The following is a 15,308-nucleotide window of genomic DNA, read 5'->3' on the forward strand; positions in this document are numbered from 1 at the left end:
CGAGGAAAGTCATCGCATGAAAAACCGAAAAAGCATTTTTTCGGCAAAAGTGTAAAAAGGAAACGAGCAAAAAGTGTAAAATTCGACTTGACGTCTACAACTTTTTCTATTTATCGTTTGATTTTCTAGATTATTTACAGTTTGTTTAATTCAGTTACCATTGAATTAGAAGCTATTTTATATAAAAGTCGAAGTTAATAGGGAATTGAATTGGCAAGGGATTCCAAAACAATATTAATAGATATATTTTTTGCAAATAAAAGGTTAATTTAACCTACATTCGTTAAAAAATTGATATAAGGACTAACGAATTTCGAAAATTCAACTAAGATGCGTTTAATATTCATATTTCACTAGAGGAGAAGTGTTAAAAATGATAATTGTAAAATCCGCTCAAATCATTCGTAATTATATTAAGGACCAAAAAATTTATTATATAGAAATTTTTTATATTGATAATGGGATACAAGCCTTTGCTTCATTCCAAGATAACATTGAAGAAGTTGGAGATAGCATAGTTGGTTCGGGATACCATGGTGATGATAAAAAGGTAGCTATTGATAATGCGATAGCTAATTTAATGTACCAACTGAATTAAAAAGTTTCGGAGGGGCCACTAGATGCGTGCGTATCGCAGAGAATTCCCTTATCTACCAGTTCAAAGATGGCGAAAACGAGCATTAGCCAGAAGAAAATCTGGATTTCCACTTCCATGAATCACCATATTCCTTCTTCTAGGAAGTGGATTACCACAATGGCGGTTATATCTTTCAGTTAAGGATGCAGAAGAACTGACCCTTTGTTTTTATTTTTTAATTTGCATAAAAATGTATTCCAATAAAAAAACAAAAAGTAATTATTGGAAAAAAGAATCATTTGCTCTTCTAAAAAGGCAATAGAATGGTAAGTATATAAGTACTATAAAGAAATAAGTCGATTTGTAAATAATATACAAAAATAATATAATTAATACAAAGAGGTTAAAAAAGGGAGATTAGAACCGTGAAAGACGTAACGTGGGAGAAGTTAGCGAGGCTTGTAGAGATTAATGAAAGTTTAATAGATTATAGTGAAATACAAGCAATGTTGAGCAATAATCCAGCACTTGCTGTTGCTTATATGGATCAAGTGTTTTTTGCTATTTCGCTTCAACGAATGAAACAGTTGGCGATGGCAGCAAAAAGTGAAGAGATGGATGAATCTTATTTTGAGGCATCCATGATTGAAACCGGGTGGAAGTTATTAAAAAATAAATTTGCGATTTCAACAACAGAATATACTAGTGCCCTGGAATACTGTACGTTAAGCAGGAAGAAGTTTAAAAGTAGCTTATCAGCAGAAGAAGCCGAACAGGGATTGTCCCAACTACTTTTCATTGCAGAAAAACTAGTAAGTGATGAATTTAAAACGGAGGTACCATCTGATACTAGGATAAGTGAAACAGAAACAGCTGTTACAATTGACGGTGAATCAAATAGGTTATCAACTGAAAATACCATTTCAACTAAAGAGAGTAAGTTTGTATCTATGTTAGAAGTCTTGCAGTCTTCTTCTAAGGAATCGGTTGCAAACGCAGATTCTTTTGGAAGACTTAGCAGCTATATGCATGTGAAGCGGGAAATTCAAATGGATTTCGAAAAGATTTTAAACGAATTAAAGCAGAAGGAAAAGCCAGGCTTACTTCTTTTATGTGGTAGTGTTGGAGACGGTAAGAGTCACCTGCTAGCATACATGAAGGAAAAGCACCGTGACCTTTTGGAGGGATTCTTCATTCATAATGATTCTACTGAGTCGTATGATTATGATAAAAACTCGTTGGAAACTCTTGAAAAAGTATTATCCCCATTTAATGAATCCGGAATCGCTAGCAGACCTGTGATTATAGCTATAAATCTTGGTGTCTTACATAATTTTTATAGCAAACAACGAAAAGAAGGAAAATTCCAAGCTTTATGTGATTTTATCGACAGTTGTGGCGTTTTTGATAAAGGTCAGCAAGGAAACAATCAAGATGGTGATTTTTATTTGCTTAATTTTGCAGATACACAGCCTTATGTTTTAACGAAGGAAGGACCGAAGTCACCGTTTTTCTTGCAGCTCATTGAAAAGGTGACAGCCCAAGATCATAGTAATCCATTTTTCTCAGCCTGGATCCAGGATCAGGAAAAAGAAATAACAAGTGCTGCACATTCTAATTATTTTTTTCTACAGCATCAGGAAGTAAAAGAGTCAATTGTTCAGTCACTGATTGAAGTAATGATTAAGAAAAAAATATTTATTTCGACCAGGGCGTTTTACAATTTACTGTTTGATATCATCGTACCAATTAATCATCAATTCCTATCAACTGACGCAGAGATACCAGTAAACGACATGCTACCGAATCTAATGTATGGCCACCCTGATCGTTCCCCACTGCTTGCTGCATTACATGAGGTCGATCCTGTAAAAAGAAGGCTTGAAGCAACGGATCGGTTAGTTGCTAATTTAATGCTTGAGTCTAATCCCTTCCACTATGTGAAAGAAGAGCTAGGGGAAAAGACGAGTATTGGTGCTTGGAAGCAGGTAAACAGCATGCATCAAAAGGGAAATCACACAGAATTTTCTCGCCTGTTTGTACGACAGTATGCTTTGTTATATAGAAAAGATTATGATGAGGCATATCAAGAGTATATAAACTATCTGTATTCCTTCTATACGGGGGATGAAGAAGACATAGGTCAATTGTTTGAGTTAATCGAAAAAGTAATTTATGCGTGGAAGGGGTCACCAAAGGATCGCTATGTCTTTGCTGATCCACCGAACAAGATGTATCGAGCTGCGTATGAAATCACGATTCATCCTGAAGTAGATGATAACGTATTTGGTTCAGCATCCCACCAAGATAATGTTGAGCGTTTTACTTCCTCAATTAGACTTGGCTTTAGTCAAAGAGGAAAGACCTTTTTGTTTGAATTAGATTATCAATTATATTCTCTGCTTAAACAGGTTAATGGCGGGTATCGGCCGAATCGCCAGGATATCCAAGATGCACTTCAATTCTCGGAATTTCATGATAAACTCCTACAATCCGCGGATAAGAAAAACAATGTGCTTCTTGTTCATACACACGATGGAACTATGCGTGAGTTGAAGAAGCCACGCTTTTCAAGGGCTAATTATGAAGTTGGAAAGGTGAATTAAGATGGTGTATCAATTAGATTTTGATAAGATTATTAAATTTATAGAAAAAAGTGGGAAGTATACCTTTAGAAGAAGGGCGGTTACAAGTATTTTACCACTTCCAACAAGGGAACCAGAACGTGCGAAATTCGAGCGAGGCTTTTCTTCCATTGCTGGTGGAGTCATCCGAAAAGTGTATGGGAAAAACGTAGTTATTGATACAGGCGATGCGAGTTTAGAGGTTATACTTGCAAACGGAAAATTTTCTGATGAAGCGGACAAAACCTTTTTTGAAAATTACTTAAAGGAACAAATCAAAGAGCTACACCTAGGGAAAATTACGAATCTTCATCAATTAGAACGTATCCCACTGACAGAAAATGCTGATGAGCAAAAGGGAGAAATCGATTTAATTCATTTCCTTTTTGATACATTCATTCGAAATGATGAAGAGCGAGTACGAGAAATCTTACAAAACCAAGATGATTCTAATTTATTATCAGAGATAATGGACCTTACTATATCAACTCCAGGATTAAAGAATAACAGTATTGCAAGCTATGATAGTCTCTTTCCTCAACTAAAGGAACAATTCTTAAAAGATTTTGAGAATTTGGCAAGGAATCCCAGCTTTCTGGTTGATTATATTTCGTTGTTGTTTGTTCATTATACTTTTACTGCTATGTCACAGCTTATCCTTCAAACGAATAAAGGGACACGTTTTAGTCAGTATGAGCTGTTACCTGTCTATTACATTTTACAATGGGAAAAAGCTGCAAAGTGGCGAGATAGCTATAAGCAAGGGAATAAAATGCTGATGGATGAGATTGACGGCTTTTTTGCACACGAGCATGCGTTAAACATCTTAGGAATGAATACATTCTCAAATGAGAGTAACCAATTTTATCATGATATCTACCGTCAGCTAGAGGAAGCGGGTCCAGAAGCAGAACGGGACTTTACTCAATCAATCTACAAGTGGCTGAAGGAAGTATACCAGGAGAAAACAAATATTGATGTGGTGGAATACTCAGAAGAGAAAACATTGGAGATGGCGTTTGATGATTTGATTCATGCTGTGAGAAAAGGTATTTCAAATGAGATCAATTCCAGGTATCTGAAAGCATTTAAAGCTATTGTCTTAAAGTTTTTCCGAAAGCATGGCGGGTCACTTGGTACGATTCTAGCCTTGTCACAAGAGCATCTGTTAATGCTGGTGGCAGTATCCATCACAGAAGAACGGGTTGAATTAAAACAATTATGGAAAGAACTTGAAAATCGTGGTGTATGGCTTGATCACCATTCGAAAGAGGAAGTTGTGAAGATGCTTGACAAATTGAATTATATGGAAAAGAAAAGTGATAGTGGGGATGCACAATATGTTAAATCAATTTTATAACTATATCGGTGACCAGCTGGTTTCATTTTTCGAAAAAGAAGCCTTAAGGAATAAAACAGATCGTTATTTCTTATATTTACCGACAGAAGAGATTATTTCGAGTTTATATCAAGCCATTGGTAATCATGAAAGTAAAGTACCCTTCCCCTACCGTCATAAGGAGGGCTCCAAGTCATATGAAACCTACGCTCTCCAATTTGGGAAAATAAAATATGTAATAGCAACAACAAACAAAACCAATATTGACTTTCTTGTTACGCTACGGAATGAAATGAGTGAACAAAAGGGAGATTGGGAGAATACTTCGTTAATTCTTCTCTGTAATACTTTGAATGATTCGATCCGCGGTGGTAGTCGAGATTTAACAGGGGAAGGTTTACCACTTCATGTTAGTCATATAGCAGGAAATCTTGACCAGTTATTGCTAGACAGTGAATTAAATGCAATCGAACGGAAAATTGCTAGTCATTATTTAAATAGAAGAGAATCGGAACATAAACTGGAAAACTCTTCTTTTCTTGATTTCGAGGATGTGTTAGCCCTTGTCAGTAAAGGAACACTTGAACATGACGATTATCGTTCACTTCAATATTTCTATGATTCAGGGCTTGAGGATCTTGTACGGGAACAGGATGTTCAATCTGTTGGTTCAGCCAAGTGGAAGCAATTAGAGAAGAAAATTGATAAAAAGCTAACAGAGAATAATAGCGAACATGAGGAAATTGAAAGGATCCGCTCACTTGGTAATCCTAAGGAAAAGCTAGAAGAGGCCTATGACAAAGGTGGGACGAAACTTAACAGAGAAGATTGGTATACAGTCGATTTTTCGGATATCGAGGATTGGAAGGAAGCAACGAATTCAAAGCGCGCAATCGAGTTTTATGCTGATAAAGTCAAAGTGAGTATGGATTCACAATTAATGTCTTTCTGGAAACGACCGAAATCAGATACTGCTGCAGGAAGAAGGAATTGGAGTTTTCTTATTTTTCACCCTACCTATAAAGAAGGGGAAAAAATCGAGATTACGTTACCTTTTGATCGACATGTCAAGAAAGAGTTTTTAAATTCCACTAGTAAAAAGGTTGCGAGAACCAGTGGTCATTCTGTAATCGCCGAGTTAACACTCGAACAAGATGGGGCTACATTTGGGAGAGTGGTGTATAAGCATGAAAATGCCACAAATGGGAATTACACCTTTACGTTTGTTGTCTTGGCAAGCGAGGATACATTCTTTGAAGCGTTCCGAAAATCCTTTCAAGTCGTTGCTACCTCTAAAGCAAAAAGAGCGATACATTTAACATTGGATAACCAGCATTTAGTGTTTGGTAATGGATCCAATGAAATCGATCTATTAGTACAGGGGCAATCAATTTCAGTCGAAGATGGTGCGACAGTCCAGGCCACACCTGGATTATTACAGGAAGATGAAAAGAACATTCGCTTTACAATTGTCACTCCACGGTTTGAAATTCCAATCGAGGTCGCTGATGAGGTGCTGAAAACAATACCTATAAATGGAAGGATGCTATGGGAAAAGAAACGTAGTATCCAGAGCTCCTTTTTAACAGACCAAGAGGCGAAACGTGTCGAAATCGATAATCTACCATTTGTTACTTTTGCAGAGGATCGTCCATTTTTAGTCATGGAATTTGCTTGGATAAAAACGAGGGTTCGTCAAGCATCCATCAAGTTTAATGAATTAATCCCTGAGCAGTTAGTACTACCGGAAGCGGTCGAAAAAACATATGATGCTTTCTTAGATTCAATCGAACAAGCAGGAACGATTCCTTCTTTACTGTATTACACCGATGCGATTCTGGAAAAGGCAGAAGCATATATAGAATCCTATATTGAAGCGATTGAGAACATTCGTGATCAACAGATAATGACGAATGAGGAGAGAGGGTTATTTCATTTAGGGAATGCTAGGGATGAACAGGTTATCTTCATGACACCTTTCTCACCCTTGAATGTAGCTTATCAATTGCAGATAATGAAAGAGAGTAAAGGGGAGGCCATTGATTCCAATATCCTCAATAGGCTTCATGCAGTTTACACTCTCCCTTATCTTGTTTCATATGAAGGGAAATTGTTTAAACCAACAACGGATAGTCGACTGCCTGAATGGCATGCCTTTTTACCAAGTGAAGAAGTGACTGTGGGAGAAACAAATACGTATTTGGCCCAGGTTGTTGAGGAAAAGCTTGACCAATTTTGTGACCATTATGATTTCCTGTTTTCACTAGACCCAAAAGCTGCCATCCTATTAAATGTCATTAATATCCCTAATGATAAAGAATTGTTACGAGGTATCGTAGCCTGGTTGAAGAAGCAAATCAAGGAAACAAATAGTTTGTCCGGATTACGACCAATTGAAGTGGTTTCTTATCGGCAGGATTTTGATGGTTATAGTGCGTTTGATGAACTCAATGATATGGGGAATGCTGAAGAAATTGCCAATAGACTTGGAATAAAGTTCTCGATGGGGGATTATTTAGCGGAAGATATATTGCGTACAATTCAGCAGGTGTTGCGTTATTCGAAGCGAAATATCACTGACAAAGTGCAATATAGTCATATTACCTTCTATAAAATGAAAACAGAAGAGCAAGTGGTTAAGCAGTTAGTCAAGGATGCACCTAGTAGCATAAACCTAAATGGCTTATTTACAACTGTTACATCCTCCAAAAGTGAGAATGGAGGATATCGGATAGGCTTTGGAACTGGGGGAGACAGTAAGGCGGACCAGACGCTATTAGCGAGGTTTGCTGTAAAAATGAACGAACTAGCCGCTAACATGACTGATAAAGGCCAAAATCCTTATACAAAAGGAATTGCCTTTGCCATGCATATAAGTGGAGAGGATGAGGAGTATCTCTCCTCACTTTATAATAAATCTCACTGGTTGACCTTTATTGATCCTGTCCTGGATTTAAAGTATTTTCAAGAGTCTTCAGAAAATCTTGTGATCGTTCATTACAGTGATCAACATTCATCTTCTAATCATTATGACGCAATTACAGTAACCGATAAATCAATCCAATATTTTAATGTTATTCATGATTTCTTGAAGTCCCAACATGTAACAGTAAGTGATGAGAACATTGAAGATGTGATTCGATTATTCAATACGTTTAATGGAGAGTGGCTTCTTCGCGCTGTACAAGGACGATCCCATGATAAACGTGAAAAAATGAGTGTTGTTTCTGCAATCAAACAGGCTCTCCTGCATTTTGACAATCCAGACGTACTTTGGGTCCCTGTGTCAATGGAAGAAATTGTGCGGGTGGCTGGTAGTGTCAAACTAAGCAAAAAAGCTGGGCTTTTCTCAGGAAAAACAATTGGAAAACGTGGAAACTGCAGTGACGACCTGTTAATGGTGGGGTTAGAAAAAGTAGAAGATGGATTGAAAATCCATATGTATCCTGTAGAAGTAAAGATCGGTCTGAACGATTCCAGTGTGATTGAAAAGGGAATTAACCAGGTAAAAGAATTAAAGCAACGCTTAAACGAACAATTAATAGAACAGGATACGTTTGATGCTCGTTTTCTACGGAACTTTTTCACAAGACTCTTCATTAATAATGCTTCAAAATTGAAATATAACAAAATATGGCCTGCAAAGGATTATACTCTTACTCCAGATGTTATTCATCAGTTGTTGAATGATGAATTTGAAATTGTAGATACACTGCGTGCTGAACATGGACAAGGTCTTGTTATTTCGTTTAAAAAGGGTGCAAGATTACCGGTGAAGGAACGACGCAAAGGTGTTATTGTACTGGAGCTTCCTGAACAAAGCGGGTATGATACATTAGCAAAACCGATGAATGAATTAGCTCAGAACTACAAGGAGCAGCCTGAGAAAATTTATACAACTCCAACTGGAATGGATGGCGCAGATGACATTGCTGCTGAAGGTTCCGATGGGTATAAAAAGCATGAAGCTGGAAGTGGGGAAAATAGTAAGGTAAGTGCGGCTGGAACGGAAAATGCCCAAAGTTCTGAAGATGATAAAAAAGCTAATGCTGGACGAACTTCTGAAGATGTTGAGAAACAAACAGAAGGTATTATGGAACCTCCTCATGTAGATGATCAGAAAAAAGCAAGTGATGAACAATATGCAGTAGATGTTGGAGCGCAGTATGGTGGAAAAGGGGCAACCGTACCTACTTCTATAAAGTCAGCAGGTGTTAAGAATTGCGTACGTCCACTAATAGGGATAACAAATAATCAAGACATCTTCTGGGAATTTGATCATTCAGGATTATCGAATCGACATCTAATCATCGGAGGACGTTCCGGACAAGGGAAAACCTATTTTATTCAGTCATTACTTCGAGATTTATCAAGGGCAAACCAATCTGCAGTAGTAATTGATTACTCCAGTAGTTATACGCGAACACAGCTAGATCCAGTCTTTTTAGCGGATATGGGTGAAAAGTTAAGGGAACGAATCGTGTATCATGAAGGTTTTCCGCTCAATCCATTCCTGCGTCGTGAAAAGGAAGTTGCAGGAGTCGTCGGAAAAGAAAAGCCAACTGAAGTAGCTCGTCGAGTTGTTGATGTCTTTTCATCTGTCTATAATGGCTTTGGTTCGCAGCAAAAAAGTGCCCTTTACGAGGCTGTAAAGCGTGGCATCGAATTATACGATGACAAAATGAAAATGGAGCATTTACTTGAAATTTTAGAAGAATTGGACTCCTACTCCAACTCTGTGTTATCGTCAATTATGACTAGAATTGTCCAATTCGTTGATATTGATCCATTTGACTATGAATCTCGAAATCAATGGGACGAATACTTTGCTCCTGGTGGAAACATTACAATTATCCAGCTTGCTGGTTATGACCAAGATGAAATCAAACGTCTTATGGCTGAATTTATTCTCTGGGATTTATGGTATTACACGCAAAATGGAACAAAGGATAAGTCAATACCAGTAATATTGGATGAAGCACAAAACCTCGATTTCGCAGATGGCTCCCCATCTGCCAAAATCCTACGTGAAGGCCGGAAGTTTGGTTGGTCTGCATGGTTTGCAACACAAACGTTTAATAACTTCTCAAAGGATGAGCTATCCATTCTTGATAATGCGGGAACAAAGGTATACTTCAATCCAGCAGAAAGTGAAGTACGTGTACTAGCAAGTAGGATTGGCAATGCAACACCTGATGAATTACGCATGTTGCAAAAGGGGCAGTGTCTTGTGCTAGGACAGTTTATACAAGCGGATCAGGGATTAGGTAATCCTTCGTATAATATTGTGAAAGTGCCGGCTATGAATAGTAGATAGGCAAGTCTACTCTAAATTTACTTTTACTTTTGTGGCAAAAGATTCAAATATGTTTGTTCCAACCTTAACACCAGTTTCTTTAGTAAAAGTGATACTTATAAAGAATAAAACACTTACAAATATTGATACTTCAATGTTTGTAAGTGTTTTTGTTTGTTGAAACTTAAAAGAGGAATCTTTTCAATCATTTTAACCAATTATTTTATTATAACTATTAAAGTTGATAGGTATATTGATGTGGTGTATTGTTCATGGAATACTCCTCCAAGCTGCATTCTCTTCCATGGTAACATGAAGGTTATCTGCGAATGATTTCTTAAAGGGAACTAAACAATTTCGTTTGCATTTTAAATTACTTATGCATAATCCTATAACAAATCTTTAATTTGTTCATAGATATATTCTTTACTTAACCACCAAGCTTGCTTTGTCATATAATCATCAGTGAAATTTTCTTTTTCACTCTCTGGTCGTTTAATCCATTTTGCTGGGTGAGGTAATTTTCTTGAATTATTCATTAATTTCTTTTTAGAAACCCCTTTTTCTGAAATGTCTTTATAGTGTTTTGGTTTATATTGAGCAACACTGGCATCGGGACGTATGGCTAAAATATCTTCAAGAGATGGTTTTATGAAATTGTTATTTATTTTGATTTCACCATTCTCATTTTTGGTAAAAGTTAGTTCAACACCGCTTTTTAGTTTTTCTATCTCAGTTTCCCAAACTCTTTTTACTGGTCCATCTATATCAAGGATTGGCATATGCCAAAATTTGGCTCCTATTAAAATAATTTTCTCAGGGTTTGTTTCGTAGGAATTACTATTTTTTTTCCTATCATTAAAATCATTAAAAACTAAAAATAGAAATTTTTTTCTTTCTAAGAAATCATAAACTTTAGATTCCTCCCAAGATTCATTAACTAATTCTATAAATGAAGGAATTCCCATGAATTTAAAATGTTCTTTTGGTTTCGACTTCCTTAAAGGAACCGTTTTTAAACTAATGTCAGCTTTTTCGATTTCTTCTGATGTGACTTCATCTGTGGTGGTTGGCAAATTAAGAATTCCACGGATTATCATAATATTAATATTTTTTGACTGACTTTTATGGACTTCGATACCAAGTTTTTTAATCAATTCACTTTGTTTCATTCCATAATAGGGAGTAAATCGGGAGACAATAATTTCCTCTAGAGTTTTCTTTTCTAGCTCACTAACATCCTTAACAATACTACTAATCGCTTCAGTATGGTCAGGTCCAACGATATGATTATTTATTAGTTCATTGATGAATTTTGCTTTAAATGAATAGGCTCTAGGCTTTGCTGGGACATCTGTATACTTCTGCTTTGTAAAATCAGCACCGGTTGTGGACTTTGTACATGCCCCTAAATAATTTGTAAGCCCTTCGGATAATTGGTCAGCTTTACCGGAGTTTATATATTCAGAGATTTTATTCCAATCTTGCTTGATGATTTCTAAATCTTTCTTAGGTATTTCGATTACAGTATCTTTAGGCAACCCAAAATCTTTCAACTCTGTCATTGAAAGTAGGTTTGCATATAATACTTTATATTTTGTCTTATCTTCAGTCATTTCTCCGCTAGAAATTTTTTTCTTATATGAAACATCACGCCTATAATATTGAATTAATTCAATTAACTTATTTTTCTTCCAAAATGAACTTTGTTCAAATGATATACCATATTCATTTTGGTAATTAATTTTATTTAAAACGAGTCTTTCCCCAGCAATGAATTTTTTGACATTTTTTGTTTGTTGATCGATAGGGGTTACTTTTAATTCTACACCGGCTTCTGGAAAATCTGGTTCTGTATAATTATCTGCAGGATGGTCAAACCAGACTTGCTCTATTACATTACCTGGATAAGATTTATTATTCACATTCTTAGTGTTATTCGCATCGATCTCTCCAAGCGTTTTCCCTACAGCTTCCAATGCTCTTTTATGTACTTTCTCCATCGTATTATAAACACTACTCAAAATAATTCACACCTCCAAAGTCAAACACATGCTGAATATATAGTATACCAATATTTGGGTGTTTTGGCAGCCTAGTAATAAAAAAATAGTACTTCAAACAACTAGGCAACTTTTATATCGTGTTTCATTAGCCATTAAACAATTGCGAAGAGTATCGTTTAGAACATTTTTCCTTAGAATTAAACCAGTATTGTTATTCCCCGCTTTTGATTTAATATGCTTGTTCAGTACCCTAGTATTTTCCTGAACTTTCTCCGTTAATTCATAGCAAGTGACAACCATTTTTTAATAGAATATCAGTTAAAAATAGAACAAATGTTTCGTTTGGTGATATAATATAGAAGTGAAATCCAATATATATTTATAATATAAAAACAATTTAATTTATAGTTTAAATGGTTGATCTTTTACTCAGTTTTTATTATAATGTGTTAAAGGTATATTTAGTACCGAAAGGATGTTCGAGAATGTTAAAGGTAATGGAATTATTTGCTGGTGTAGGCGGGTTTCGATTAGGTCTCCAGGCAACAAACGGATTTGAAGTAGTCTGGGGTAATCAATGGGAACCATCTAAAAAAGCTCAAGATGCTTTTAATTGTTATTCAAGACAATTTAAAGATAATGGTGTTCATTCAAATGAAGATATAGCGAAAGTAGATGAAAAGTTATTCAATGGCATGGGTATTGAGCTAATAGTAGGGGGATTTCCTTGCCAGGATTATTCTGTTGCTCGAAGCCTATCCGGAGAGAAAGGGTTACAAGGTAAAAAGGGAGTGCTTTTTTGGGAAATTATACGTTTGGTAAATGAAGTTAGACCAAAATATATTCTCCTTGAAAATGTTGATAGATTATTAAAATCACCTTCTAAACAAAGAGGCCGAGATTTTTCAATTATGTTGGCAAGTTTACGTGATTTGAATTACTCAGTGGAATGGCGTGTAATAAATGCTGCTGAGTATGGACAAGCTCAAAGGCGTCGTAGAATATTTATTTTTGCTGTAAGTAATGATACGAACTATATTAAACAGAGAAGCAATATCGATGATTCGCGGATAATACATGAGGATGGTTTTTTTGCCAATCCATTTCCGATACTTGACCAATCTTCTAATAAGCATAAACCTCATTCTTTTTTATTACCTCAAGATATATTAGAGATATCAGATAGTTTCTCAAAGAAATATCATAATTCAGGAATTATGAGGGATGGAGTAGTATATACAGAGGAAGTTATCCCAAAGGTAGAGGAAGCAAAAACCTTAGGCGAAATTCTTCAATGCAATGTTGATGAAAGATACTATCTTAATGAAAATGCAATCGAAAAGTTCAAATATTTAAAAGGTGCCAAGAAAATAGAACGGACTGCTGCATCTGGTCATAAATATATTTTTTCTGAAGGTGGCATGTCATTTCCTGAACCACTTGATAAACCGGGTCGGACAATGCTGACAAGTGAAGGTACAGTTAACAGAAGCAGTCATGTTATTGAGGATCCTGAGACAAGACGACTTCGCATTTTGACACCTTTGGAATGTGAACGACTTAATGGTTTTCCTGATAATTGGACAGAAGGTATGACAGAAAGAATGAGATATTTCTGCATGGGAAATGCATTAGTTGTTGGTTTGATAGAGCGAATGGGCAATAGAATCTTGCAAATTGAGCAGGATGAATTAAAATCTTTAAAAGAAAAACCACAGCAATTAAGTCTTTTTAATCATTAATATGCTTGGGTAACTGTAGAAAATCCTTGGTGATGTCATCAAGGGTTTTTCTGTTATTATTAATTTTGCTATCCCTAAGAATTCCCTTATTTCTTTAATTTGTCCATAAGGCTTTCTCTAATTCATGCTAAATTCTTGAAAGAGGTTGGATTCGCTCAAGCGAGCTGAAATTAATTCCGTTCCGAAGTGGTAGGAGGGATGTAGATGCTGAGGATAATCCTGTTAATGGTCTTGACAGCATTAATTTTGCAGGGGTGCAATGATAAGTCAAAGGAAGAAAAACAAGAGATAGTAGAAAAGTCCACAGGAACTGCAGTTCAGTATTTTAAAGAGCAAAAAGGGTGGGACGTTGTAACCAACGAGCATGATTTCACAGATCGTACAGATGGTACGGAAATATTTCTTTTCGGCTATGAGAAGGGAAATAAGGATAACAGGGTACATGCAAAGGTCAATTTTTCTGAAGGGAAATATGAAGTGTCACGTTGCTTGTAGGAAACAAAATATGGTTAATTTAGTTAACAAATGATAAAATAAACAGCTATAAACCCTCAAGAAACGGAGTCATTCCATGAAATCCTACTGGCTTTGGATCCTAATAAATATGGTTGTTTGGCCTTTTGCTATTGCTTATCTTAACCTTCCTATAAATCAATTACCAGTATACATAATTGGAGTAGCTTTTTATTTCCTGCTATTTTTTCTCGTTCCATTGATCGAGAAAAAGCCCATTGTTTTATTTTTCATATTAGGTACTAATACGGTTATTGCAGCAGCAACCCTATTTCCCTACAATGATCAATTTAATCCCTTTCTTATTCTCATCCTTTCCCTTCTAATTGCTGAGGGCTTTTATCGACTACCGTTTCGATACAGTATTGTGAATGGGGCAATTGGTGCAATCGCATTAGGGTTCACCACTTTACATAGTAATCTGGGCTGGTTCCTTCAGACTTTCATAATTGTATATATCCTTTTCCTTTTGATTGCTCTCATTCATTATAAAAAAACCAAGGATCATCTAATGGATCTGGAAGCACGCCACGAAGCTATTTTCAGTGAATTTCGCGATTTAAAACGGAGAGCTGTCTCTGAGGAGGAGCTTGCCAGACAGGAGGAGCGTGTCCTGATTGCCCATGAAATCCATGATTCAGTTGGCCATAAACTGACCGCCCTTATCATGCAGCTCGAAATGTTTCGTCTGCAAACCTCTGAGAACGAACAGGAAAGAGTGGAATCATTAAAGGAACTGGCTAATGAAAGCCTCAACGAAACACGCAGGGCCGTAAAATCTCTTAAGGCAAATGACACCGGCGGGCTTCCAGGCATCCTGCGGTTAATTCGCAGGCTCGAACTGGAAAATATGATGCACATTCATTTTTCTGTTAAATACGGTGCCTTTTCTGCTCCGTTGACCGGTGAACAATCCTTTGTAATCTACAGATCAGTCCAGGAAGCCTTAACCAATATCATGAAGCATAGTGATGCAAAAGAAGCAGAAATCACCTTCGAAGCACCAGGCGGCAGCATATTCCGATTCGAAATTCGGAACCCAGCCACTGGAACGGAGGGCTATCAAGAAGGATTCGGACTAAGCCAAATGAGGCAGCGTTTAGAGAAGCATAATGGTGGTTTGAAGGTGTACCAAACTGAAGGACATTTCATAGTTACCGGATTCATTAAAATAAGGTAGTTCTCGTAAAGGCTTTTGAACGCTTATTTAA

Annotated in this window: 8 protein-coding genes; 7 read left to right on the forward strand and 1 reads right to left on the reverse strand. The window is 36.4% G+C overall.

Annotated features, from left to right (window positions below):
- Positions 1 to 373: 373 nt before the first annotated feature.
- The 4 genes from JI665_RS21570 (at position 374) to dptH (ending at position 9,857) form a co-directional block, all read left to right on the forward strand.
- Entirely contained in the window at positions 374 to 598 is a 225-nt protein-coding gene (locus tag JI665_RS21570) for a hypothetical protein (RefSeq protein ID WP_206843992.1), read from the forward strand.
- Positions 599 to 1,002: 404 nt separating this feature from the next.
- Positions 1,003 to 3,183, forward strand: a complete 2,181-nt coding sequence (gene dptF / locus JI665_RS21575; RefSeq protein ID WP_206843994.1) for a DNA phosphorothioation-dependent restriction protein DptF — start codon at positions 1,003 to 1,005, stop codon at positions 3,181 to 3,183.
- A gap of 1 nt (position 3,184) precedes the next feature.
- A complete protein-coding gene (gene dptG, locus JI665_RS21580; protein ID WP_206843996.1) occupies positions 3,185 to 4,561 on the forward strand; it encodes a DNA phosphorothioation-dependent restriction protein DptG in 1,377 nt (458 codons plus the stop codon).
- Positions 4,542 to 9,857 (forward strand): DNA phosphorothioation-dependent restriction protein DptH, encoded by a 5,316-nt coding sequence (gene dptH / locus JI665_RS21585; protein ID WP_206844000.1) that lies wholly within the window; start codon positions 4,542 to 4,544, stop codon positions 9,855 to 9,857. Before dptG ends, dptH begins: the two co-directional genes overlap by 20 nt.
- A gap of 368 nt (positions 9,858 to 10,225) precedes the next feature.
- Here the strand turns inward: dptH and JI665_RS21590 are convergent, their stop codons facing one another.
- The gene (locus JI665_RS21590; protein ID WP_206844002.1) at positions 10,226 to 11,860 is read right to left on the reverse strand and encodes a Sau3AI family type II restriction endonuclease; all 1,635 of its coding nucleotides are present in this window, start codon (positions 11,858 to 11,860) and stop codon (positions 10,226 to 10,228) included.
- 467 nt (positions 11,861 to 12,327) lie between these two features.
- Here JI665_RS21590 and dcm point away from each other — a divergent pair, with 467 nt between their 5' ends.
- The 3 genes from dcm (at position 12,328) to JI665_RS21605 (ending at position 15,277) form a co-directional block, all read left to right on the forward strand.
- The gene (dcm, locus tag JI665_RS21595; RefSeq protein WP_206844003.1) at positions 12,328 to 13,584 is read left to right on the forward strand and encodes a DNA (cytosine-5-)-methyltransferase; all 1,257 of its coding nucleotides are present in this window, start codon (positions 12,328 to 12,330) and stop codon (positions 13,582 to 13,584) included.
- Positions 13,585 to 13,788: 204 nt separating this feature from the next.
- Positions 13,789 to 14,079: a hypothetical protein gene (locus tag JI665_RS21600; protein ID WP_206844005.1), complete on the forward strand. Its 291-nt coding sequence runs from the start codon at positions 13,789 to 13,791 to the stop codon at positions 14,077 to 14,079.
- 76 nt (positions 14,080 to 14,155) lie between these two features.
- Complete coding sequence (locus JI665_RS21605; RefSeq protein WP_206844007.1) at positions 14,156 to 15,277, forward strand: sensor histidine kinase; 1,122 nt, start codon at positions 14,156 to 14,158, stop codon at positions 15,275 to 15,277.
- The last annotated feature ends 31 nt before the right edge of the window (positions 15,278 to 15,308 follow it).

Origin of the sequence: Bacillus sp. NTK034, assembly GCF_017303275.1 — a bacterium.
GTDB lineage: Bacteria > Bacillota > Bacilli > Bacillales > Cytobacillaceae > Cytobacillus.